Annotated in this window: 18 protein-coding genes; 10 read left to right on the forward strand and 8 right to left on the reverse strand. The window is 71.0% G+C overall.

Annotated elements, in window-relative coordinates; translation table 11 throughout:
* The first annotated feature begins 93 nt into the window (after positions 1–93).
* The 5 genes from ykgO (at position 94) to TSO221_RS08320 (ending at position 5,128) form a co-directional block, all read left to right on the forward strand.
* Complete coding sequence (gene ykgO / locus TSO221_RS08300; protein WP_012973122.1) at positions 94–219, forward strand: type B 50S ribosomal protein L36; 126 nt, start codon at positions 94–96, stop codon at positions 217–219.
* Between the two features lie 157 nt (positions 220–376).
* Positions 377–1,864, forward strand: a complete 1,488-nt coding sequence (locus tag TSO221_RS08305; RefSeq protein ID WP_109118011.1) for an FAD-linked oxidase C-terminal domain-containing protein — start codon at positions 377–379, stop codon at positions 1,862–1,864.
* A 6-nt stretch (positions 1,865–1,870) separates the two neighbouring features.
* Positions 1,871–3,070, forward strand: a complete 1,200-nt coding sequence (gene glcE / locus TSO221_RS08310) for a glycolate oxidase subunit GlcE (RefSeq protein WP_109118012.1) — start codon at positions 1,871–1,873, stop codon at positions 3,068–3,070.
* A gap of 5 nt (positions 3,071–3,075) precedes the next feature.
* Entirely contained in the window at positions 3,076–4,413 is a 1,338-nt protein-coding gene (gene glcF / locus TSO221_RS08315) for a glycolate oxidase subunit GlcF (protein ID WP_109118013.1), read from the forward strand.
* A gap of 4 nt (positions 4,414–4,417) precedes the next feature.
* The gene (locus tag TSO221_RS08320) at positions 4,418–5,128 is read left to right on the forward strand and encodes a phosphatidylcholine synthase (protein ID WP_109118014.1); all 711 of its coding nucleotides are present in this window, start codon (positions 4,418–4,420) and stop codon (positions 5,126–5,128) included.
* A gap of 2 nt (positions 5,129–5,130) precedes the next feature.
* Here the strand turns inward: TSO221_RS08320 and parA are convergent, their stop codons facing one another.
* Positions 5,131–5,778, reverse strand: a complete 648-nt coding sequence (gene parA, locus TSO221_RS08325) for a ParA family partition ATPase (RefSeq protein WP_109118060.1) — start codon at positions 5,776–5,778, stop codon at positions 5,131–5,133.
* Between the two features lie 112 nt (positions 5,779–5,890).
* Here parA and TSO221_RS08330 point away from each other — a divergent pair, with 112 nt between their 5' ends.
* Entirely contained in the window at positions 5,891–6,862 is a 972-nt protein-coding gene (locus TSO221_RS08330; protein WP_109118015.1) for an L-threonylcarbamoyladenylate synthase, read from the forward strand.
* 115 nt (positions 6,863–6,977) lie between these two features.
* On the opposite strand, the gene TSO221_RS08335 is transcribed toward TSO221_RS08330, so the two are convergent.
* Positions 6,978–7,340, reverse strand: coding sequence for a hypothetical protein (locus TSO221_RS08335; protein ID WP_109118016.1), 363 nt, complete (start codon positions 7,338–7,340; stop codon positions 6,978–6,980).
* A gap of 340 nt (positions 7,341–7,680) precedes the next feature.
* Here TSO221_RS08335 and TSO221_RS08340 point away from each other — a divergent pair, with 340 nt between their 5' ends.
* Entirely contained in the window at positions 7,681–9,090 is a 1,410-nt protein-coding gene (locus TSO221_RS08340) for an FAD-binding oxidoreductase (RefSeq protein WP_109118017.1), read from the forward strand.
* Between the two features lie 80 nt (positions 9,091–9,170).
* Here TSO221_RS08340 and TSO221_RS08345 read toward each other — a convergent pair whose 3' ends face one another.
* Entirely contained in the window at positions 9,171–10,148 is a 978-nt protein-coding gene (locus tag TSO221_RS08345; protein ID WP_247877954.1) for a hypothetical protein, read from the reverse strand.
* A gap of 27 nt (positions 10,149–10,175) precedes the next feature.
* Positions 10,176–10,994 (reverse strand): cytidine deaminase, encoded by an 819-nt coding sequence (gene cdd, locus TSO221_RS08350; protein WP_158284028.1) that lies wholly within the window; start codon positions 10,992–10,994, stop codon positions 10,176–10,178.
* A 156-nt stretch (positions 10,995–11,150) separates the two neighbouring features.
* Between cdd and TSO221_RS08355 the strand changes: the two genes are divergently transcribed.
* Positions 11,151–12,950, forward strand: a complete 1,800-nt coding sequence (locus TSO221_RS08355) for an acyl-CoA dehydrogenase (protein WP_109118019.1) — start codon at positions 11,151–11,153, stop codon at positions 12,948–12,950.
* A 48-nt stretch (positions 12,951–12,998) separates the two neighbouring features.
* On the opposite strand, the gene TSO221_RS08360 is transcribed toward TSO221_RS08355, so the two are convergent.
* The 3 genes from TSO221_RS08360 to TSO221_RS08370 all read right to left on the reverse strand — a co-directional run bounded on the left by TSO221_RS08360 (position 12,999) and on the right by TSO221_RS08370 (position 17,450).
* Entirely contained in the window at positions 12,999–13,832 is an 834-nt protein-coding gene (locus TSO221_RS08360) for a hypothetical protein (RefSeq protein ID WP_109118020.1), read from the reverse strand.
* Positions 13,833–13,992: 160 nt separating this feature from the next.
* The gene (gene bcp / locus TSO221_RS08365) at positions 13,993–14,457 is read right to left on the reverse strand and encodes a thioredoxin-dependent thiol peroxidase (RefSeq protein ID WP_109118021.1); all 465 of its coding nucleotides are present in this window, start codon (positions 14,455–14,457) and stop codon (positions 13,993–13,995) included.
* Positions 14,454–17,450: a bifunctional [glutamine synthetase] adenylyltransferase/[glutamine synthetase]-adenylyl-L-tyrosine phosphorylase gene (locus TSO221_RS08370; RefSeq protein ID WP_199229413.1), complete on the reverse strand. Its 2,997-nt coding sequence runs from the start codon at positions 17,448–17,450 to the stop codon at positions 14,454–14,456. The genes bcp and TSO221_RS08370 overlap by 4 nt, the downstream gene beginning before the upstream one ends.
* A gap of 198 nt (positions 17,451–17,648) precedes the next feature.
* Here TSO221_RS08370 and TSO221_RS08375 point away from each other — a divergent pair, with 198 nt between their 5' ends.
* Positions 17,649–21,335, forward strand: a complete 3,687-nt coding sequence (locus TSO221_RS08375) for an AsmA-like C-terminal region-containing protein (RefSeq protein ID WP_109118023.1) — start codon at positions 17,649–17,651, stop codon at positions 21,333–21,335.
* Positions 21,336–21,477: 142 nt separating this feature from the next.
* On the opposite strand, the gene tyrS is transcribed toward TSO221_RS08375, so the two are convergent.
* Positions 21,478–22,731, reverse strand: coding sequence for a tyrosine--tRNA ligase (gene tyrS, locus TSO221_RS08380; protein ID WP_109118024.1), 1,254 nt, complete (start codon positions 22,729–22,731; stop codon positions 21,478–21,480).
* A gap of 185 nt (positions 22,732–22,916) precedes the next feature.
* Here tyrS and TSO221_RS08385 point away from each other — a divergent pair, with 185 nt between their 5' ends.
* Positions 22,917–23,981: an anhydro-N-acetylmuramic acid kinase gene (locus TSO221_RS08385; RefSeq protein WP_109118025.1), complete on the forward strand. Its 1,065-nt coding sequence runs from the start codon at positions 22,917–22,919 to the stop codon at positions 23,979–23,981.
* Positions 23,982–24,006: the final 25 nt, after the last annotated feature.

A 24,006-nucleotide genomic window follows, 5' to 3' on the forward strand; every position in this document is an offset into this window, starting at 1 on the left:
GGGTGCCATCGGGCGTTGACACGCCCGATCCACCGCACTATGTTCCGCGCCCTACGAACACGCCGCTGATCTCAAGCACCAGGAATTCGTATCATGAAGATCGTGAACTCGCTCAAGTCGATGAAGACGCGCCACAAGGCTTGCCGCGTGATTCGCCGCAAGGGCCGCGTCTATGTCATCAACAAGCAGAACCCGCGCTTCAAGGCCCGCCAGGGCTGATACCGCCGGCCGGTCCGCCCGGCCGCGCCGCAGTTGAGCGTGTTCAGGCCGCGCCGGTGTTCCCGGCGCGGCTTTGCTTTTGCCTGAATCCTTTCCTTGCCCGGCCGCTTTTGCCGGTGCTACCACTTGACGAAACAAGTGGGAGGAGAGGGCCGGCATGAAGATGCCCACCCCGGACGCGGGAATCATCTCCCGCCGCCGCGAGATCGTCGAGCGCCTGCGCGCCATCGTGCCCGGCGAAGGCGTCATCGTCGACGAGGACGAGCTGCGCGCCTACGAGTGCGACGGCCTCACCGCCTACCGCCAGCCGCCGCTCGTCGTCGTTCTGCCCAGCAACACCCAACAGGTCTCGCAGGTGCTCAAGGCCTGCAAGGAGATGGGCGTCAAGGTCGTGCCGCGCGGGGCGGGGACCTCGCTGTCGGGCGGGGCGCTGCCGCTGGCCGACGGCATCCTGCTCGGCCTGGGCAAGTTCAACCGGATCCTTGAGGTCGACTACGACAACCGCTGCGTCGTGGCGCAGCCGGGGGTGACCAACCTCGGCATCTCCAACGCGGTGGCGCACAAGGGCTTCTATTACGCGCCCGATCCCTCCAGCCAGATCGCCTGCACCATCGGCGGCAACATCGCCGAGAATTCCGGCGGCGTGCACTGCCTGAAGTACGGGCTGACCACCAACAACGTGCTGGGCGTCGAGATGGTGCTGATGGACGGCACCGTCCTGCGCCTGGGCGGCAAGCATCTTGAGGCCGGCGGCTACGACCTCATGGGGATCGTCACCGGCTCGGAGGGGCTGCTGGGCGTCGTCACCGAGGTGACGGTGCGCATCCTGAAGAAGCCGGCCACGGCGCGCGCCGTGCTGCTGGGCTTCCCGACCAACGAGCAGGCCGGCGACTGCGTCGCCGCCATCATCGCCGCCGGCATCATCCCCGGCGGCATGGAGATGATGGACAAGCCCGCCATCCACGCCGCCGAGGACTTCGTCCACGCCAACTATCCCCTCGACGTGGAAGCGCTGCTGATCGTCGAACTGGACGGCCCGCCGGCCGAGGTGGACTACCTGATCGGCACGGTCGAGGCGATCGCCAGGGACAAGGGCGCCGTCTACGCCCGCGTCTCCAACAGCGAGGAGGAGCGGCTGGTGTTCTGGGCCGGCCGCAAGGCGGCCTTCCCGGCGGTCGGCCGCATCAGCCCCGACTACTACTGCATGGACGGCACGATCCCGCGCAAGAAGCTGCCGCTGGTGTTGCAGCGCATGCGCGAGCTGTCGGAGAAGCACGGGCTGCGAGTCGCCAACGTCTTCCACGCCGGCGACGGCAACCTGCACCCGCTGATCCTCTACGACGCCAACAACCCCGGCGAACTGGAGCGCGCGGAGGAGTTCGGCAACGACATCCTGCGCCTGTGCGTCGACGTCGGCGGCGTGCTGACCGGCGAGCACGGGGTGGGCGTCGAGAAGCGCGACCTGATGACCCACCAGTTCGCCGAAGCCGACCTGAAGCAGCAGCAGCGCCTGAAATGCGCCTTCGACCCGGACGGCCTGCTGAATCCCGGCAAGGTCTTCCCCGAGCTGCACCGCTGCGCCGAGCTTGGCCGCCTGCACATCTCCGGCGGCAAGCTGCCGTTCCCCGACATTCCGAGGTTCTGAGGCCGTATGACGATCACGACCTTCAAGCCCGACACCGCCGCCCAGCTCGCCGACTCGATGCAGTGGGCCCTCAGCCACGGCGAGCCGCTGGAGGTGCTGGGCACCGGAACCAAGCGCCGCCTGGGCCGCCCGGTGCAGGCCGCCTATGCGCTCGACCTCTCCGCGCTGTCCGGCGTGGTGGCCTACGAGCCGGAGGAACTGGTGCTGACCGTCAGGACCGGCACGCCGCTCGCCGAGGTGCTGCCGATGCTGGCCGCGCGGCGCCAGCACTTCGCCTTCGAGCCGCAGGACCTCGGGCCGCTGTACGGCCTGCCTGCGGGTGGCGGCACGGTGGGCGGCATGCTGGCCGCCGGGCTGACCGGGCCGCGGCGCATCCAGGCCGGTTCGGCGCGCGACCACTTCCTCGGCGTCGAGGGCGTGTCGGGACGCGGCGAGGTCTATAAGGGCGGCGGCAAGGTGGTGAAGAACGTCACCGGCTACGACATGCCCAAGCTGATGGCCGGCTCCATGGGCACGCTGACCGCGATGACCGAGGTGACGCTGAAGGTGCTCCCGGCGCCGGAGGACGTGCGGACGCTGGTGCTGCTCGGCAAGGGCGACGCCGAAGCGGTGCGGGCGCTGACCTCCGCCTTGCAGAGCCCGCACGAGGTGTCGGGTGCCGCGCACCTGCCGGCCGCCGTGGCGGCGCGCTCGGGCGTGGTGGCGCGGCTTGGCGGTGCTGCGACCTGCATCCGCTTGGAGGGCTTCGGGCCGTCGGTCGCCGCCCGCGTCGCGGCGCTGAAGGACGAGCTGGGCGCCGACGCGGTGCTGGAGCGGGACGACTCGCTGGCGCTGTGGCGGGAGATCCGGGACGTGGCCTACTTCGTCCAACCGGCCGAGCGGCTGGTGTGGAAACTCTCCGTCCCCCCCAGCGAAGGCGCCCGCGTCGCCGCGGCCATCCGCGAGATCACGGAAGCGGACGTGTACTTCGACTGGGGCGGCGGCCTGCTGTGGGTCGCGGCGGAGCCCGGCGATGCCGACATTCGCGAATGCCTGGACGGCACCGGCGGTCATGCCACGCTGATCCGGGCGCCGGACGACGTGCGCGCCTCCGTGCCCGTCTACCACCCGCAGCCGGAGCCCCTGGCCGCGCTGGCCGCGCGCGTCAAGGAGAGCTTCGATCCCAAACGCCTGTTGAATCCCGGCCGCCTTTACGCGGGGGTGTGAGGCCCATGCAGACCAACTTCACCCTCGCCCAGCTCGCCAAGCCCGAAGTCCAGGAGGCCGAGCGCATCCTGCGCAAGTGCGTGCACTGCGGCTTCTGCACGGCGACGTGCCCGACCTACATCACGCTGGGCGACGAGCTGGACAGCCCGCGCGGCCGCATCTACCAGATCAAGGACATGTTCGAGAAGGGCGGGCCGCCCTCGCCCAAGGTGGTCAAGCACATCGACCGCTGCCTCTCGTGCCTGTCCTGCATGACCACCTGCCCGTCGGGCGTGGACTACATGCACCTGATCGACCGCGGGCGCGAGCACATCGAGAAGACCCACACCCGCTCCCCCGTCGACCGGCACTTGCGCGACCTGCTGGCCAGGGTGCTGCCGAACCCGCGCCTGTTCCGGCTGGCGCTGCTCGGCGCCTGGGTGGCGCGGCCGTTCCGCAACCTGATACCCGGCCGCATCGGCGCCATGCTGCATCTGGCGCCCAAGTCGGTGCCGGGGCCGAGTCCCTTCGACCGTCCCGGCGTCTACCCGGCCGAGGGCGTGCGGAAGAAGCGCGTCGCGCTGCTGATCGGCTGCGCCCAGCAGGTGCTGGCGCCGCAGATCAACGAGGCGACCATCCGCCTGCTGAACCGCCACGGCGTCGAGGTGGTGGTGTCGAAGGGCGCCGACTGCTGTGGCGCGCTCACCCACCACATGGGCAAGACCGACCTGTCGCACGGCTCCGCCGCCAGCACCATCGCCGCCTGGGTGCGTGAGATCGACGGGAACGGGCTGGACGCCGTCATCATCAACGCGTCCGGCTGCGGCACTACGGTGAAGGACTACGGCCACATGTTCGCCGGCGACGCGCTGGAGGCCGACGCCAAGCGCGTGGCGGCCCTCGCCCGCGACGTCACCGAGTTCCTGGCGGAGATCGGCCTGACCGAGCCGACGCGCCGCACCGGGCAGGTCATCGCCTACCATTCCGCCTGCTCCATGCAGCACGGCCAGCGCATCAAGGACCCGCCGCGCGCCCTGCTGCGCACCGCCGGCTTCGAGGTGCGCGAGATCCCCGAAGGGCACATCTGCTGCGGCTCCGCCGGCACCTACAACATGCTGCAGCCCGAGCTGTCGGAGGCGCTGCGCGACCGCAAGGTGCGCAACATCGAGAGCACCGAGCCCGACGCGGTGGCCGCCGGCAACCTCGGCTGCATCACCCAGATCGCCACCGGTACCGGCATCCCCATCGTGCACACGGTGGAGCTGCTGGACTGGGCGACCGGCGGCCCGCTGCCGGGCGGGCTGGAGGAGAGCGAGGCCTTCGCCGGCTGGCCGCCGGCGGCGCACACCCGCGCGGCGGAGTAGGGCGGTGCCAAGCAGAGCGGTTCCGGCCGGCCGGCGGCTCGCCGCCTGGGCGGTGCACGGGTTTACCGCGTTCGGTGCCGTGCTGGGCTTCGCAGCGCTGATGGCGGCGGGGCAGGGGGAGGCGGCGGCGTGCTTCGCCTTCCTCGGGCTGGCGCTGGTGGTGGACGGCGTCGACGGCACCTTCGCCCGCTCGCTGCGGGTGAAGGAGGCGCTGCCGGGCATCGACGGCGCGGTGCTCGATCTGGTGATCGACTATCTGACCTACGTGCTGGTGCCGGCGGTGTTCGTCGTGTGGTTCGACCTGCTGCCGCGCGGCCTCGCCATGCCGGCGGCGGCGTGGATGCTGGTGACGTCGCTGTACTGCTTCGCCAACACCGGGATGAAGAGCGCCGACCATTACTTCGTCGGCTTCCCGGCGATCTGGAACGTGGTGGTGCTGTGCCTGTGGCTGCTGCGCCTGGGGCCGACGGTCAACGCTGCGGTGATCGCCGCGCTGGGCGTGCTGACCTTCATCCCGGTAAAGTTCCTGCACCCGCTGCGGGTGCGCGCGCTGCTGCCGCTGAACGCGCTGGCCACCGCGGCGTGGCTGGTATCGGCGGCGTGGCTGGTCGCCATCCACCCGGAACGCCCGGTGCTGCCCTTCGTGGTGTGGCTGGCGGCGGGCGCGTACTACGTCGGCGTCAGCGCGTGGCGGACGGTGCGCGGCGCGGCCTGAGATCAGGCGCCTTGGCGCAGGATCTCGGTGGCCAGCGTCTGCATCTCCGCTGCTGCCTGGGTGCGCTTGGCGGCCTCGGTGACCGACAGGCCGGTCAGCAGCGTGCCGGCGTAGGCCGTGCGGTTGCCGATCTGCGCCTCGGCCAGTTCGATGTCGGGCGGGTTCACCAGCTCGCGTACCTTCCCGATCAGCTCGTCGGCCAGCTTGGCGCGCGGCGGTACGCGGTTGAGCACCAGGAACAGGCGGCGCTTCTCCTGCTTGGCCAGGTCGAGGGTGGGCTGCACCGCCCACAGGTCCATCGGGCTGGGCTGCACCGGGGCGACGACGAGGCTGGCGGCGCGTACGGCGATGCGGGCCTCGGTCTGGGCGTGCGGCGGGCTGTCGATGACCACCACGTCGTGGTCGCGGGCCAGCTTCTCCACCTCCGCCTGGGTGCGCCAGCCGGTGATCTGCACGTGGGTGAAGCCGGGCTGGCCGTCGGTGGCCTCGCTGCGCACCTCGAACCAGCGGGTCAGGCTGCCCTGCGGGTCGATGTCCACCGTGGCGACCTTGTAGCCGAGCTGCATCCAGGCGATGGCCAGATGCGCGACCAGCGTGGTCTTGCCGGCTCCGCCCTTCTGCTGCGCCACGGTGAAGACCTTGCCCGCCATGCCCGCACCCATCATTTTGTTCTGTATTGCGCGCATCCCTCATAGCCGTTGAGGCGAGTCCGCGCAACCGGACGCTTTGACTTCCCGCCCCGATCCGCCTAAAAGCCGCACCGTGAGCACGCAACGCCCCGAAATCCTGCATCCGAACGCCGCCGCCCTCCAAAAGGCGGGCACGCTGCTGCGCGCCGGCGAGCTGGTGGCCTTCCCGACCGAGACGGTGTACGGCCTGGGCGGCGACGCGACCAGCGAGGCCGCCGTCGCGGCGATCTTCGCCGCCAAGGGCCGGCCGCAGTTCAACCCGCTGATCGTGCACGTGCCGGACGCGGCGTCGGCCGAGCGGATCGCCGTCTTCGACGAGCGCGCCGAGGCGGTGGCCGAGCAGTTCTGGCCCGGCCCGCTGACGCTGGTGCTGCGGCGGCGGGACGAGGCCGGGCTGTCGCTGCTGGTCTCGGCCGGGCTCGACACCGTGGCGGTGCGCGTCCCCAACCACCCCATCGGCCAAGCGCTGCTGAAGGCCGCCGGCCGGCCCGTCGCCGCGCCGAGCGCCAACCGCTCCGGCGCGGTCAGCCCGACCACGCCGATGCACGTGGTGGAGAGCCTGGGCGAGAGGGTTGCCGCCGTGCTGGCCGGCGGGCGCTGCCCGGTCGGATTGGAGTCGACGGTGCTCGACCTGTCCGGCGAGACGCCGGTGCTGCTGCGCCCCGGCGCCGTGCTGCGCGAGGAGATCGAGCGGTTGATCGGCCCGATCCTGGTGTCGTCCGGCGACCCGGACGCGCCGAAGTCGCCGGGGCAGCTCGCCAGCCACTACGCGCCGCGGGCGTCGGTGCGCCTGAACGCGCACGGCGCCGAAGACGACGAGGCGCTGCTGAGCTTCGGCCCTGACCGCTTCGTGCGCGGTGGCCGGGAGAAGCTGAACCTGTCGCTGGAGGGCGACCTCAACGAGGCGGCGGCCAACCTGTTCCACCACCTGCGGGCGCTGGACAAGCCGGGTGTGCGGGCCATCGCCGTGATGCCGATCCCGGAGGAGGGATTGGGAGTCGCGATCAACGACCGGCTGCGCCGGGCGGCGGCGCCGCGGGGCTGACCGCCGCGGGGATCGCGTGGGCCGGGAAGCGGCCCGATGGTGTCAGGATTTTCCGTCACGGCTGAACGAACGGGCGGGGCCGGCCTGCCGCCGGCCCCGTTCCAGTCCGATGCCGTCAGTGGACGGAGTTGTTGAAGTCCTTGGCGGAGAACTGCGAGGGCATCGCGGTCACCTCGCTCGCGCGCGGGCTGACGGACAGGCCCAGTTCCCCGCGGGCGAAGTTCAGGTACGACTGCGCCGCGTCGGTCCGGCCCTGACGGGACAGGTCGCGGGCGATCTGCAGGTGGCGCTCGACCGTCAGGCGCTCCTCCTGGCCGATCCCGCCGGGGATGTGATTGCGCACGGCGTCGGCGGCCTCGCTCAACTGGCTCTCGAAGGACTGGTCGGTGCCGGCCGTCTGCGCGGCGGCGAAGCCGGTCCCCGAGGCGAGAAGCAGCGTCGAGAACAGAAGGGTGGCCGTCGTGTTGCGAATGCTCATGGCTTGTTTCCTTGATCGAGTTGGGGCGTGCACCGTCGGGTGCAGGGCCTTCATGAGGCTGGCCGCTTCGTCCCTCATGGCGGGGTCGGCGGGAGCCCTTGGGTCTAAAAATTGAACTGAACCGTTCAGTTCATGTGAGGAACATGCTCTCGACCCATCGCCTCGTCAAGACTAAACTGAACCGTTCAGTGTGATTTTTCCGTGGTAGCCCGGATGGGTGCGGCCGGCGCGCGGCGGTCTCCGGCTCTGCAAGGCTGGGTTGGGCCGCGCTGCGCTTGGCCCGACCTGCGAACTCCGCTAGTTTGCGCGTCCGCACTGTCTCAGCCCGGATCCGACGCCCATGACCGCCCTTCTCGACCGCATCCGTTCCATCGTGGGTCCCAACGGCCTGCTCACCGATCCGGCGGACATGGCGCCGTACCTTGCCGAGTGGCGCGGGCGCTTCAAGGGCAACAGCCCGGCGGTGGTGCGCCCGGCCTCGACCGAGGAGGTGGCCGCGGTGGTCAAGGCGTGCGCCGAGGCGGGGCAGCCCATCGTGCCGCAGGGCGGCAACACCTCGCTGGTCGGCGGCTCCATCCCCTACGAGGCGGGGACGGAGATCGTGCTGAGCCTGTCGCGCATGAACCGCATCCGCGACCTCGACCCGTTGAACTACACCATGACCGCCGAGGCCGGCGTCGTGCTGAAGACCGCGCAGGAGGCCGCCAAGGACCAGGACCGCCTGCTGCCCATGAGCCTGGGTGCGGAGGGCACCTGCCAGGTCGGCGGCCTGATCTCCACCAACGCCGGCGGCATCAACGTGCTGCGCTACGGCAACATGCGCGACCTCGTGCTGGGGCTGGAGGTGGTGCTGCCGGACGGGCGGGTGTGGAACGGCCTGCGCCGGCTGCGCAAGAACAACACCGGCTACGACCTCAAGCACCTGTTCATCGGCGGCGAGGGCACGCTGGGCATCATCACCGCCGCGGTGCTGAAGCTCTACCCGCGGCCGCGGCAGGTGGAGACGGCGTTCGTCGCCGTGCCGGACCCGGAGTCCGCCATCGCGCTGCTGGCGCGGCTGCGCGCGGCGTCGGGCGACGCCGTGGCGGCGTACGAGCTGATGTCGCGCCGTTGCCTGGAGTTCGCGCTGAAGCACGTCGCCGGCACGGTGGACCCGCTGTCCGAGCCGTCGCCGTGGTACGTGCTGACCGAGCTGACCGCCGGCACGCAGTCCGACGCCTTCCGCGAGAACTTCGAGGCGGCGCTGGGCGAGGCGTTCGAGGCCGGGCTGGCCACCGACGCGACGCTGGCGGCGAGCGAGAGTCAGGCCAACCAGCTGTGGTTCATCCGCGAGGCCATCGTCGAGGCGCAGAAGTTCGAGGGCGGCTCGATCAAGAACGACGTGTCGATCCCGGTGAGCCGCGTCGCCGAGTTCCTTGGGAAGGCGACGGCGGCGGTCGAGGCGGCGTGCCAGGGCATCCGCGCCACGCCCTTCGGTCACGTCGGCGACGGCAACATCCACTTCAACCTCAGCCAGCCCGAAGGCGCCGACACGGCGTCCTACATGGAGCGCTGGGAGGAGATCACCCACCTCGTCAACGGGATCGTGCTGGAGCTGGACGGTTCCATCTCGGCCGAGCACGGGGTGGGGCGGTTCAAGAAGGACGACATGCCGCACATCAAGAGCCCGGTGGAACTGGACCTGATGCGCGCGGTGAAGGCGGCGGTGGATCCCAAGGGGATCATGAATCCAGGGAAACTGCTGCCGTAGGGAAGATATTGCCCCCACCCCTTACCCCTCCCCCGCTTCGCAGGGGAGGGGTAAGGGGTGGGGGCAAGTGTTTGCGCCGCCTACGCCGCCTGCCCGAACGGCGTCCGCCCCAGCCCCAGCCCCAGGCCCGTCTCCGCCGTCTGGTCGCCGCGCACCGGCTCGTCGCGCATGCGGTGGCGCTCCGGCTGGGAAACGGACTTGCGGTTGCCGGGGCGCATGGTGTTGGTCTCCGCCTCGTCCGGCGTCTCCAGCGCGTTCAGCGCCAGGATCTGGTACATCGACAGCGGCGTGCCGCCGATGGTATGGGCGGAGACGCTCGGCATCTGCGTGGTGAAGCCGTCCGGCATGTCCTGGCGACGCACCCGCTCGGTCGCCGCCGCGGCCGGCGCACCGCCGATCTCGTCGAAGCGCTTGGCGAAGCGGTCGTAGATCTCCTTCAGCGTCTTGCCGCGGCCGGTCTCCTTGTCGATGAACACCGCCTTGTTGGCCGCCGCCGCCTCGGGGAACAGGTCCTGCGCCTGCCGGTTCGGGCTGTCGTGCATGGCGTTGAGGAACTTTGCCGCCCCCGCCGCGCCCAGGAAGTGCGCCATGTACAGCTCGGTCGAGCCGATCTGCCCCTTGTCGACGTTCTCCTTCAGGTAGTCCTGGTTGTCCTTGGTGAACTCGGCGGCCATGAGGGCGGAGACGTTGGGGTCCTTGCGCAGCTCGAGGATCTTGTTGCGCATCTCCGGGTCGGACACGTAGGGCCGGCCGTCGGAGCGGGTCTGGATGGCGTTGGCGTACTGGCCCAGGCCGTGGTCGCCGCCGTGCTCCTTCAGCGTGGTCAGCCACGTCGAGTCGATGAACTGGTAGAGGCCGGTGGCGCTGGACGAGGACGACTTCACGTCGGTGCGGAACCCGCTCTCGGTGGCAGCTTTTTCCATGAGGTAGGCAAAATTGACCCCGGTCTTGGCGCTGGCGTTGCGCACCGCGGCTTCCACTTCGGCAGGGCCGCGCGGCGTCTTCTGGGCCTGGACGGCCGACTGGGCGGACTGGGCGATGGCGGCGGCGAAGGTCATGGCGGCAATCCCTGCTGGGGTTCGCCCCTAGCACTGCAATGGGTGTGCCAGCGCCGTGGTGAAGGGAATGCCGAGCGGGGCGAGCAGCGCACGGGCCGGTTCGGCGTGGCTGGCCGGGGCGAGGTGCTCGACCAGCGCGGCGGCGGTCACCTCCGCCAGCGCGCGCCCGGCCAGCACCAGCAGCGCCACGGCGCACTGCAGCGGCGGCAGGCCGGGGTTGAAGGCAGCGTTCTCGGCGTACCGCCCGGGGAACACTGCGCCGTCCACGGTGCGCAGCGCCACGCCGGCGTACGCGCGGGTGTAAGGGGCGTGGCTGGCGTTCGCGGCGTCCAGCGCCGCGCGCAGCAGCGGGTCGTCGGAGTCGATGGTCAGGCCGTGGTCGGCCGGGTCCATCAGCCCGCCGGCGATGCCGAGGTCGCGCGGGCCGAAGGCGTCCGGCAGGAGCGCCGACAGCGGTACCGGCTCGCGGCCGGGCAGCAGCAGGGTGGGCGGGTGCGCCAGCTCGTGCAGGAACTGCCGGCAGTGGCCGCACGGCGCGGCGGTGACGGCCAGGGACAAGAGCCCACGCTCCCCGTACATCCAGGCGTTGGCGACGGCGCTCTGCTCGGCGTGCACCGAGGCGTTGAGCGGCTGGCCGGGGAACTCGATGTTGGCGCCGAGGTAGACCGCGCCCGACAGTCCCTGCGCGACCGCGCCGACCGCGAAGCCCGACACCGGCGGGCGGGCGTAGAGCGCCGCCAGCGGCAGCAGGTCCGGCAGCGTTAGGCCCAGGCGCTGCGTCTCGTCCGCCGCGATCACCCCGCGGAAGCCGTCGCGTTCGGCGATGCCCTCCAGAGCCGGGTCCATCCTTTGCCTCTTGCGCACTTTATGACGTTTACGTAAAGGTAATACGCTCGGCTGGCGGCCCTGCGCCAACGGCGTATCGCCAATCACCATACGGCGCGGTATCCTGCCGGGCCACAAGAACAACACCTGCACGGTCTCGGGAGGGCCACGCGTTCCATGATCCCCTACACCGCCCCTGTCGCCGACTTCCGTTTCCTGCTGAACGAGGTGGTCGGCTTCGACCGCGTGGCCGGGCTGCCCGCCTTCGAGTCCGCCACCCCCGACCTGGTGGACGCCATCCTGGAGGAGGGTGGCAAGTTCGCCTCCGGCGTGCTCGCCCCGCTCAACACGGTGGGCGACAAGGAGGGCTCGGTGCTGGAGAACGGCGTGGTGCGCACGCCGACGGGGTGGCAGGAGGCTTACGCCCAGTTCGTCGAGGCCGGCTGGGGCAGCCTGCCGTTCGAGCCGGACTACGGCGGCCAGGGCCTGCCGTGGACCGTGCAGTTCGCCGCGCAGGAGATGTGGCAGGCCGCCAACCTGTCCTTCGGCCTGTGCCCGCTGCTGACCCAGGGGGCGGTTGATCTGCTGACCGAGCACGGCAGTGCCGAGCAGAAGGCGACCTACCTGCCCAAGCTGATCGCCGGCACCTGGACCGGCACCATGAACCTGACCGAGCCGCAGGCCGGCTCCGACCTCGCCGCGGTGCGCACGCGCGCGGTGCGGGCGGAGGACGGCACCTACCGCATCAGCGGCCAGAAGATCTTCATCACCTACGGTGAGCACGACATGGCCGAGAACATCGTCCATCTCGTGCTGGCCCGTCTGCCGGACGCGCCGGCCGGGGTGAAGGGCATCTCGCTGTTCATCGTGCCGAAGTTCCTGGTCAAGGAGGACGGCAGCCTGGGCGACCGCAACGACGCCCGCGCCGCCAGCCTGGAGCACAAGCTGGGCATCAAGGCCAGCCCGACCTGCGTCATGGCCTTCGGTGACCACGAGGGCGCTGTCGGCTACGTGGTCGGCGAGGAGAACCGCGGCCTGGAGTACATGTTCACCATGATGAACAACGCCCGCCTGGGCGTCGGCATCCAGGGCATCGCGCTGGCCGAGCGCGCCTACCAGCAGGCGCGCGACTACGCCCGCACCCGCGTGCAGAGCAAGGACGTCGCCGATTCCCGAGGGCCGGCGGTGTCGATCATCCGCCACCCGGACGTCCGCCGCATGCTGCTGGAAATGCGCGCCAAGACCGAGGCGGCGCGCGCCCTGGCGCTCTACGCCGGCACGCAGCTCGACCTCGCGCGCAGCCACGAGGACGCCGAGGTGCGGGCGGCCGCGCAGGCGCGCATCGATCTGGTGACGCCGGTCGTCAAGGCATGGTCCACCGACATCGGCTGCGAGGTCACCTCGCTGGGCGTGCAGGTGCACGGGGGCATGGGCTTCATCGAGGAGACCGGGGCGGCGCAGCACTACCGCGACGCCCGCATCACGCCGATCTACGAGGGCACCAACGGCATCCAGGCCAACGACCTCGTCTTCCGCAAGGTCGGGCGCGACGGCGGCGCGGCGGCGAACGCCTTCATCGCCGAGATCCGCGCCACGCTGGCCGAACTGGACAGCGTGCCCGGCGACGACATGCAGGCGATCCTCACCAACCTGTCGACCGCTCTGGCGACGCTGGATCAGGCGACGGAGTGGGTGGTGCGCGTCCAGCAGGAGGGCAACGCCCGCGCCGCCGCGGCCGGTGCGGTGAACTACCTGCGCCTGTGGGGCACGGTGGCCGGCGGCTGGATGATGGCGAAGGCGGCGGCCAAGGCGCTGGACGGGTTGCGCCAGCCGGGGGCGAACGCGCCCTTCCTAGAGGCCAAGCTGGTCACCGCCCGCTTCTACGCCGAGCAGATCCTGCCGAGCACCCAGGGCCTGCTGGTGCCGATCCTCAGCGCCCAGCGCACGGTGATGGCGCTGAGCGAGGAGCAGTTCTGACTCCCCTGGAGTCCCTCCCCCTCGCGGGGGAGGGGCTTTGTGCGTGGCTCAACTGAACCAGATCTGCATCATCAAGCGCTCGCCTTCCAGCGGTGGCATGGCGCGGTGGAAGCAGGAGGTGTCCTCGAGGAAACCGGTGCCGGCCGGGCCCTCGATGATCATCGCGCGGTCGGCGCCGAACTGGGCGAAGACCTCGTCCTGCGGTACGTTGGCGGACCCCACCAGGAAGCGCAGCGGCTTGTCGCGGTGCGAGCCGCACACCAGCGCGTGCGCCCCGGTCCGCTCCGTCACGTCGCTGAGGTAGAAGCAGGCCGAGCAGAAGTTGAAATCGTGCACGTCGAAGTGCCAGTCGATGGTCTGGCCGCGGCGCCGCCGCTCGTCCTCGTCCATCCTGGTGGCGAAGCTCCAGAACAGGCGCGGGACCAGCTTCGTCGGCCGGTAGCCGAGGTGCCGTGTCACCGCGTCCAGCAGCATGTGGTCGTTGCAGATGCGGCGCACCGCGGCGTTCTGGATCGGCTCGGGGATCAGGCCGAGGACGGCGGGGGTGCCGTCGGCGAGGCGCCCGTCGGTCACGTCGTCATGATGAAAGGGATGCGGCACGCCGCGGTCGTACAGCGCGGCGGTGCGGGCGAAGGCCTGCAATTCGGCCACCACCTCGACCGGCAGGTCGAAGCCGAAGGCCACCGACTCCCGCCGGACCGCCTCCGCCGCCGCCGCCACGTCCACCCGTGGGAACAGCGTCGGCACCAGCGCCGGCCCGCCGCGGGGGCGGCGCCCGAAGCCGCGCACGAGGCTGTAGCCGCGGCGCACGGTCTCGAAGCGGCCAAGCGCATAGTGAAGCTCACCGGCAGCCAGACGCCGGGCGATGTTGGCGACGTTCATGGGGGTATTTCCTTGCCGGGACGCTGGAGCGAACCAACGTTTCGTTGCAGGCGGACTTTATAGAGATTCTAAGTTATTTGCTAAGCAAGCGATGGGTTTAGTCCGACCGATCCCGGGAATACCCCGCCTCGCCGAGGTCCAGCGTCCGTTGGTGAGGGGCTTACAGCCCCTTCACCGCCTCCAGCACCTCCTTGACGTGGCCGGGCACCTTGACCTTGCGCCAGACCTTGCGCACCACGCCGTCCTTGTCGATCAGGACGGTGGCGCGCTCCATGCCCATGTACTTGCGGCCGTACATGCTCTTCTCGACCCAGACGCCGTAGGTCTCGGCGACGCCGGCCTCCTTGTCGGAGGCGAGCGTGAAGGGCAGGCTGTACTTCGCCTTGAACTTGTCGTGGCTGGCGACCGAGTCCTTGGACACGCCGATCACCGTGGCGTCCACCCCCTGGAAATCGGGCAGCTGGTCGCGGAAGCCGCAGGCCTGCGCGGTGCAGCCGGACGTGTCGTCCTTCGGGTAGAAGTACAGCACCACCGGCTTGCCGCGCAGGGCGGACAGCGTGACGCTGCCGCCGCCGTCGGTCGGCATGGTGAAGTCGGGGGCGGGGGTTCCGGCCTCTACGCTCATGGTATGTTCGGTTCCTCGGTTTGGGCGGGTGGGATGAGCCTGGCCGCCGGTTCCTCCACCAGGGTGCGGAAGTGGGCGTGGGCCCGCGCGGCGACCGCACGGATTCTGGCGTCGAGTTCCGCGAAGTCAACCGGCGCCGCCTCTCCGGGGAACGCGGTTCGCGCCAGACCGGCGAACAGCGTCTCCGACACCTGCTGCGGATCGAGCACGCCGTCGGTCGTCAACCGCAGGAAGCCCTGCACCCGTCGCCACAGGCGCAGCGCCGCTTCCAGGTCCCCCGCCACCGCCGCGTCCAGCAGGCCGTTCGCCGCCGCGGCCTTCAGCGCGTTGGCGGTGCCGATGCTGAGCACGGCCGGGTGCTCCGCAGCGTGGCGGAGCTGGAGGTACTGGGCGATGAACTCGATGTCGATCAGGCCGCCGCGGTGGTACTTGACGTTCCACGGATTGTCGGTGCCGAACTCCTTGTCGATCCGCCGGCGCATGTCGGCGACGTCCCACAGCAGCTTGTCCGGGTCGCGCGGCCGCACCAGCGCGTCGCGGATCGCCGCCTCCACCTTTTCCGCAAAGGGCGTGCGGACGCCGAGCACGCGGGCGCGGGTCAGCGCCATGTGCTCCCAGGTCCAGGCGTCCTGCTGCTGGTACTTGACGAAGGATTCCAGCGAGGTCGCCAGCGGCCCGGCGTTGCCGCTGGGGCGCAGGCGCATGTCCACCTCGTACAGCCGGCCGTCGCCCATCGGCGCGGTGATGGCGTTGGTCAGGCGCTGCGTCAGCTTGATGTAATATTCGCCGGCCGACAGCGGCTTGGCCCCGTCCGACATCGTCGCGGCGGGCGCGGACTCGTACACGACGATCAGGTCGATGTCGGAGGTCAGCGTCAGCTGCCGGCTGCCCAGCTTGCCCATGGCGACGATCACCCAGGCGGAGCCGGGGACGGTGCCGTGCCGCCGCGCGAACTCCTCCTGCACGCGGGCGGCGATGTCGGGCACCACCACGTCGGCGAGGTCGGCGAGGAACGGCCCGCAGCGGTCGCCGTCGGTGATGTTGCGCAGCATGTGGATGCCGGCGCGGAAGCGCTGGTCGTTGGTCCAGCGCCGCGCCAGGGCCAGCGAATCCTCGAAGTCGCGGGCGGCGGACACCACCCGCGCCCACTCCGGCGTCAGCACGTCCTGGCCGGGCAGGGCGTCGAAGAAGTCGGGCGTCAGCACGGCGTCGAGCAGCGAGGGGTTGCGCGACAGCACCTCGGCCATGCGCGGCGCGTTGCCCATGATCTCGGCCACCAGCTCCAGCAGCGCCGGGTTGGCGTAGAACAGCGAGAACAGCCCGACGCCGGCCGGCAGCTTCTCCAGGAAGCCGTCGAAGTTCATCAGCGCGGTGTCCGGCACCGGCGTCCTGGCGAAGGCCTGCAGCAGGCCGGGCACCAGCTCGGTCAGCAGCTCGCGGGCGCGGGCGGAGCGGGTGGCGCGGTAGCGGCCGCGGTGCCACGCCGCCACCACGCTGATGACCCGGCTGGGGTCCTGGTAGCCCATCTCGGACAGCGTCCTGACCGTGCCGGGGTCGTCGTCGGTGCCGGTGAAGACGAGGTTGCCGGTGTTGGAGGACAGCGACGGCGCCTCCTCGAACAGCTCGGCGTAGCGGTCCTCGACGAGGCCGAGGGTGGCCAGCAGGTCGGCGCGGAAGGCGTCGGACTCGTCGTAGCCGAGGAAGCGGGCGAGGTGTTCGACTCCGCGGTCGTCGGCCGGCACCTGATGGGTCTGCCGGTCCTCGGTCATCTGGATGCGGTGCTCGACCCGGCGCAGGTAATTGTAGGCGCGGGTCAGTTCCTCCACCGCCGCCGGCTCGACGCGGCCGACCTCGCACAGCGCCTCGATGGCCTTGAGGGTGGGGGAGGGGCGCACGCGGATGTCGCGGCCACCGTAGATCAGCTGCTGGGTCTGGGCGAAGAACTCGATCTCGCGGATGCCGCCGCGGCCGACCTTGATGTCGTGGCCGTTGACGGTGACCTCGCGGTGGCCCTTGTGCGCGTTGATCTGCCGCTTGATCGAGTGGATGTCCTGGATCGCCGCGAAGTCCAGGTGACGGCGCCAGACGAACGGCTCCAGGAAGCGCATGAAGGCCCTGCCCGCCTCCAGGTCGCCGGCGACCGGACGGGCCTTGATCATGGCCGCACGTTCCCAGTTCTGGCCGACCGAGCCGTAGTAAATTTCGGCCGCGGTGACGGAAACCGCCAGCGGCGTGGCGCCGGGGTCGGGGCGAAGGCGCAGGTCGGTGCGGAAGACGTAGCCGTCCCGGGTCCGTTCATCCATAATGCGCACCAGATCGCGCGCCAGCCGGATGAAGGTCCGGGCGAGGTTGTCCGGCTGGGCCGTCTTCACGACGGCGTCGTCGTACAGCACGATCAGGTCGATATCGCTGGAATAGTTGAGTTCGCGCGCGCCCAGTTTCCCCATGCCGAGAACGATCAGGCCAGACCCCTCCCACGGACGCTCCGGATTCGGCAGCGTCAGCGTGCCGGCCTCCGCCGCCCTGCGCAGCAGGTGGCTGGAGGCGAGGCGGAGCCCTGTCTCGGCGGTGTCGCTCAGCGCGCCGGTGACCTGCTCCAGGGTCCAGGAGCCGGTGATGTCGGCCAGCCCGATCAGCAGCGCGGCGCGCCGCTTGGCGATGCGCAGCCCGGTCATCAGCCGGTCCATGTCGCGCTCCTGCGCAAAGTCGCGTTCCAGCTCCGCCATCAACGCCGGGAAGACGGCGTCGAAGCCGTCCTCCAGCGTGCGGCGGACGAAGGGCAGCTCGCGCGTCAGCGACTGGCCAAGATACGGGCTGTTGCCGCACACCGCATCGATCAGCGACGCACCGGTCGAGCCGGCGGCGAACGCCTCGGCCCAGGCCGCCAGCTCCGGTTCGCCCTTGGCCGCCTCTTCGCGCCAGCGCTCGCGGCCAAGCTGGGCCTGCGCGGGGTCGAAGGGCTTCGGCAATGGGGCGGGGAACGCGATGGGCATGGCGTGCTCACTGTTTGTGCAGACGGGCAGACTGCGCATCCCGTGCTCTGTGGTCAACGCTGATTGTCCCTCTCCCGCCTCGGGAGAGGGAGGGGCCCGCGCAGAGCGCGGGAGGGTGAGGGTGCCTGCAAGGATTCTCGCGATGACCCTCACCCGGCCGCTGCGCGGCCACCCTCTCCCGTCCCGGGAGAGGGAGATATGACCGACGCCAACCACACCGTGGCCCCTCCTCACCCCAGCCCTCTCCCCAGGGGGGAGAGGGGAAAGACGATTCGCCGCACCGCCAAGATCCTCGGCTGGCTGGCGACCCTGCTGCTGGCGGCGGTGCTGGCCGGTGCCGGGGCGCTGGTGTGGCGGCTGGCGCAGGGGCCGGTCGCGGTGGACGCGCTGGCGCCCTACATCGAACGCGCGCTGGAGGACGAGGACGCCCGCGTCGATGTCACCATCGGCTCGCTGGTGCTGAGCTGGGCCGGCGAGGCGGAGACCGGCGCCTCCATCCTCGACCTGCGCGCCCGGCAGGTCCGCGTCGCCGGCGAGGGGGGCACGCCGATCGCCGCGGTGCCGGAGATGGGCATCGGCCTGTCGCTGCGCGAGCTGCTGCTCGGCCGGCTGGCGCCGACGCGGCTCGACCTGATCGGGCCGCAGCTCACCGTCATCCGCCACGAGGACGGCCGCTATGGCTTCGACGTGCGCGACGCCGGGCCGGAAGGCACCGCCGCCGCCGCTGCCGAACCGGAAGCCGGCACCGAGGTGACCGCCGACCTGCTCGACACGCTGCGCCGCCCGCCGTCGCGGGGGCGCCCGCTGGGCCTGCTGCGCCGGCTGACCGTGGTCGGCGCCGACCTGCGGGTGGAGAACCGGCAGCTCGGCCTGTCCTGGCACGCCTCGCGCGCCGACATCGCGCTGCGCCGGGGCGACGACGGCATCGACGGCCGCGCCCAGCTGACGCTGGATCTCGGCGGCCGGCCGACGACGGCGGAGGCCACCGGCGCTTACCGCGCGGCGGCCGGCACCACCACCGCCTCGCTTCGGGTGGACGACCTCGACCTTTCGACGCTGGCGCAGGTGGCGCCGACGCTGGAACCGCTGCGCGCCGCCGCGGTGCCGGTCAGCGGCACGCTGGCGGCGGTGCTCGATCCCGATTTCCGCCCGACGCGCGTGCGCTTCGACCTCGCCGCCGGGGCCGGCAGTCTCGGCCTGCCGGTGCGGCCGGAGCCCTACGCCGTGCGCTCCGCCCGCGCCCGCGGCGAGCTGGACCTGACCACGAGGAAGCTGACCGTCGAGGACATGGCGCTGGCGCTGGCCGAGGCGCAGCTGGGCGGCAGCGGCACGCTGATGGACGAGCCGGACGGGCCGATCGGCACCGCGCTGCTGACTCTGGCGGCCGGCGGGCACACCGCCGAGCTGCGCGCCACCGCCACCCCCGGCAACGGCGGGCCGCGCGTGGTGGCGGAACTGCGTGACCTCGTGCCGGCGGCGCTGGCCGGGCTGGCGCCGGATTTGGCGCCGCTGGCGAAGGCGTCGCTGCCGATTTCCGGCACCGCCGACCTCGACCTGGACCGGACGTTCGTGCCGAGCCGCGGCCGCGTCGACCTCGCCGCCGGGGCCGGACGCCTCGATCTGCCGGGCGTGTTCGAGGCGCCGCTGGACATCGCGTCGCTGACCTTGCGCGCCTCGGGCGACCGGGCGGCCGACCGGCTGTCGCTGGAGGCGCTGACCCTCGACCTCGGCGGGCCGACCATCGAGGCCAGCGCGCAGGTCGGCGTGTCGGGTTCCGACTTGACGGTGGCGGCGGAGGCGACGGCGCGCGGCGTGCCGCTCGACGACCTGCACCGCTGGTGGCCGCTCCCGGCGTCGCCGAACGCCCGCAAGTGGGTGGTGAGCAACCTGTCCAAGGGCGTGGTGCACGAGGCGAAGGCGCGCTTCGCCGGGGCGGCGCCGCGCGACGACCTTGCGGCGTTCAGGCCCACCCTGGTGGACGTGGCGATGGAGGGCGAGGGAATCGACGTCGAGTATTTCCGGCCGCTGCCGCCGGTGCTCGGCGTCGCCAGGATGCGCGCGACGACGGACGGCAAGACCTTCTCCGTCCACACCCAGGGCGGCCGCATCGACGACGTGAAGCTGGGCGACGGCGCCATCGTCATCCACGACCTCGGTGGCAAGGAGCACATCGTCATCGACGTGCCGATGCAGGGGCCGCTGCGCACCATCCTGACGGTGCTGAACAACCCGCCGCTGGAGTACCCCAAGCGCCTGGACATGGACCCGCGCCGCACCGCCGGCATGGTGGACGCCAAGCTGCACCTGCAATTCCCGCTGCTGAGCGACCTCAAGGTCGAGCAGGTGGAGGTCGGCGTCGCCGGCAAGGCGACCGGCGTCGGCATCGAGAAGGTGGCGGCCGGGCTGGACGCCACCGACGGCGCGGTGGAGGTGAACCTCACCACCAAGGGCATGACGGTGAAGGGCACCGCCAAGCTGGACGGCGTGCCGGCCAACGTGGAGTGGCGCGAGTCCTTCGACGCCGCCGCGCGCGGGCCGCGCACCCGCGTGGCCGTCAAGGCGACGCCGAGCGCGGCCGACTTCACCCGCTTCGTTCCCGACCCCGCCGGCTACGCCGAGGGGCCGGTGGGCACCGACATCGTGTTCACCGTGGACCGCTCCAAGCGCCTCGCGCTGACCGGCGCGCTGGACCTCGGCAAGACGACGCTGAGCATCCCCGAACTGGGCTGGACCAAGCCGCCGGGCACCGCCGCCACCGGCCGCTTCGCGCTGGAGTTCCAGAAGGACAAGGTCTCCAAGGTCAGCGGCATCACGGTCGAGGGCGGCGGGCTGAAGGCCGGCGTCGTGGTCGAGCTGGCTCCCGGCGGCACCACGCTGTCGCGCATCCTGGTGAACGAGCTGGCGCTCGGCCGCACCCGCGCGCGCGGCGAGCTGGTGCCGCGCGACGGCGGCTACGGGGTGACGGTAACCGGCGACAGCCTGGACCTGGAAGCCTTCCTCAAGCACAACCGCACCAGATCCAGCGCCGACGAGCCGAAGCGCCGGCCGCTGGCGATCAACGCGAAGCTCGGCCGTGTGGTGTTCGGAGAGGGGCGGCAGCTCACCCAAGTGACCGCCGACCTGCGCAACGACGGGATGGCGTGGAACCGGCTCGACGCGCAGGCGAAGGCGGGGGACAAGGGCTCGCTGACGGTGCATTACGGGCCGCCGGGTGGCGGGCCGGGGGCCGGGCGGCGGCACGAGGTGTCGATCGTCGGTCAGGATGCCGGGACGGTGCTGCGCATGCTCGACGTCACCGACCGCATCCAGGGCGGCACCCTGAAGATCACCGGCACCACGGTGGAGCCGCGCGCCGACGCGGTGATCGAGGGGCAGGTCGAGCTGACCGACTACACGGCGGTCGACGTGCCGACGCTGGCGCGCATCCTCAACACCCTCTCGCCGAGCGGCTTCGCCGAGCTTCTCGGTGGCGGCAAGGGCATCCATTTCGGCCGGCTGACCGGCAACTTCCGCAAGGAGGGGCGGCTGCTGACGCTGAAGGAGCTGCGCACCTCCGGCAGCGCGCTGGGGCTGACCGCGGAGGGCGACATCGACCTCGGCACCGACGTGGCCAACCTGCGCGGCACCATCGTGCCGGTCTACGGCATCAACCGCATCATCGGGCAGATCCCGCTGCTGGGCGACGCGCTGAGCGGCGGCGCGGGCCAAGGCATCTTCGCCGCGACGTGGCACGTGGAAGGGCCGATGGCCGACCCCAACGTGTCGGTCAACCCGCTGGCCGTGCTGGCGCCGGGCTTTCTGCGCAATCTGTTCTTCCTGGGGCGGGGCAAGAGCGACAGCTCACCCGCGCCGACGACGCCGGGGCTGGACGAGCACCGGAACTGAGGGGGGCTTTCAGTCCCTCCCCCGCCTCCGGCGGGGGAGGTTAGGAGGGGGCCAGTTGTTCTTCGGGTGAGCCGTAGCCCCCACCCACCCGCTTTGCGGGTCCCTCCCTCCCCCGCCGGAGGCGGGGGAGGGCTTCAGGGCGTCACACCGCCTTGACCAGCGCGTGCTTCTTCTTGCCGAACGACAGCTTGATCGCCCCGTCGGCGTTCAGATCCGAGACCGTCGCCTTCGCCGCCTCGTCGGTCACCGTGGCGTCGTTCAGCTTCAGCGCCGCTTCCTTGATCTTGCGCTTCGTCTCGCCCTTCGACGCGGTCAGGCCGGCGGTGACGAACAGGTCGACCAGGGCCAAGCCGGCCTCCAGCTCGGCCCGCGGCACCTCGACGGTCGGCAGGCCTTCGGCCGCGGCGCCCTGCTCGAAGGTGCGGCGCGCGGTCTCGGCGGCCTCCCCGGCGGCGGCGCGGCCGTGGGCGAGCGCGGTCACCTCGGTGGCCAACACCTTCTTCGCCTCGTTGATGCCGGCACCCTCCAGCGCCTCCAGGCGCGCCACCTCGTCCAGCGGCAGCTCGGTGAACAGCCGCAGGAAGCGGCCGACGTCGGCGTCCTCGGTGTTGCGCCAGTACTGCCAGAACTCGTAGGGGCTGAACTTGTCGGCATTGAGCCACACCGCGCCCGCCGCGGTCTTGCCCATCTTGGCGCCCGACGCGGTGGTCAGCAGCGGCGAGGTCAGGCCGAACACCTCCTTGCCGTCGACGCGCCGGGTCAGCTCGACGCCGTTGACGATGTTGCCCCACTGGTCGGAGCCGCCCATCTGCAGCGCGCAGCCGATGCGCCGCGACAGCTCCATGAAGTCGTAGGCCTGGAGGATCATGTAGTTGAATTCCAGGAACGTCAGCGGCTGCTCGCGGTCGAGGCGGATCTTCACCGACTCGAAGCTCATCATCCGGTTGATGGTGAAGTGCCGGCCGATGTCGCGCAGGAACGGGATGTAGTGCAGCGCGTCCAGCCAGTCGGCGTTGTTGACCATCACCGCATCCGTGGGGCCGTCGCCGAAGATCAGGTACTTGGCGAAGACCGTCTTGATGCCGTCCATGTTGCGCTGGATGGCCGCGTCGTCCAATAGCGGACGGCTCTCGTCGCGGAAGCTCGGGTCGCCGATCTTGGTGGTGCCGCCGCCCATCAGCACGACCGGCTTGTGGCCGGTCTTCTGCAGCCAGCGCAGGATCATGATCTGCATCAGGCTGCCGACGTGCAGGCTGTCGGCCGTGCAGTCGAACCCGATATAGGCGACGATCGGCCCGCCGAGAGCCTTGGCGTCCAGGCCCTCCATGTCGGTGCACTGGTGGATGTAGCCGCGCTCCTGCAAGGTGCGCAGGAAATCCGATTTCAGCGTGGTCATGGCCGATCTTCGTCTGTCTGGTGCGTATAGGGCTGCGTCTGATAGCACGGGCCGTGTGGGCCGACAATTATCGACAGTGCCCGACTTAGATCGACACGCATTCGGCATTGCCCGACATATTTGTCGGGCTGGCACGAAATTGACGCTATAGATGCAGGATCCGTTGTGGTCGGAAGGATCGAGATATGCAGACCGTCGTCGGCCTGATGAGCGGCACGTCCATGGACGGCATCGACGCGGCGCTGGTGCGCACCGACGGCGTCGACCGGGTCGAGCCGCTGGCCTTCCGCTTCACATCCTACGACGACGGCTTCCGCGCCCGGCTGCGCGCCTGCCTGGGCGGCAAGGGCGACGTCGCCGACGTCGAGCACAATCTCACCGAGGCGCACGCCGCGGCGGTGAAGGGCCTGCTGGCGCAGGCCGGGGTGAGCGCGACCGACGTCGACCTCATCGGTTTCCACGGCCACACCATCCTGCACGCGCCGCACGAGCGCCGCACCTGGCAGATCGGCAACGGCGCCCTGCTGGCGCAGCGCACCGGCATCGCCGTGGTGCACGATTTCCGCACCGCCGACGTGGCGGCGGGCGGGCAGGGCGCGCCGCTGGCGCCGCTGTTCCATCGCGCTCTCGCCTCTGGCCTGCCGCGGCCGCTGGCGGTGCTGAACCTGGGCGGGGTCGGCAACGTCACCTGGATTGGAGACGGCGAGGACGATGTGATCGCCTGCGACACCGGCCCGGCCAACGCGCTGGTGGACGACTGGGTGCTGGCGAAGACCGGCCGGCGCTACGACGAGGGCGGGCAACTGGCGCGCAGCGGCGCCGTGCACGCGCTGGCGCTGACCGAACTGCTCGACAACCCCTACTTCGACCGGCCGGCACCGAAGTCGCTGGACCGCGACGCCTTCGACCCGGCGCCGGTGCGCGGCCTGTCGCCGGAGGACGGGGCGGCGACGCTGACCGCCTTCACCGCCTTCGCGGTGGAGCGCGTGCTGCCGCACCTGCCGGCGCCGCCGGTGCGCTGGCTGGTGACCGGCGGCGGGCGGCACAACGCGACGCTGATGGAGATGCTGCGCGACCGCCTGCGTGCGCCCGTCGATCCGGTGGAGAGCGTGGGCTGGGACGGGGATGCGCTGGAGGCGCAGGCCTTCGCCTATCTGGCGGTGCGCTCGCGCCTCGGCCTGCCGCTCAGCCTGCCGAGCACCACCGGGGTGCCGGTGCCGGTGACCGGCGGGCGGTACCACGGCCCGTGACACAAAAGAGTTAATGCATGGGTGG

Origin of the sequence: Azospirillum sp. TSO22-1, assembly GCF_003116015.1 — a bacterium.
Classification (GTDB): Bacteria; Pseudomonadota; Alphaproteobacteria; order Azospirillales; family Azospirillaceae; genus Azospirillum.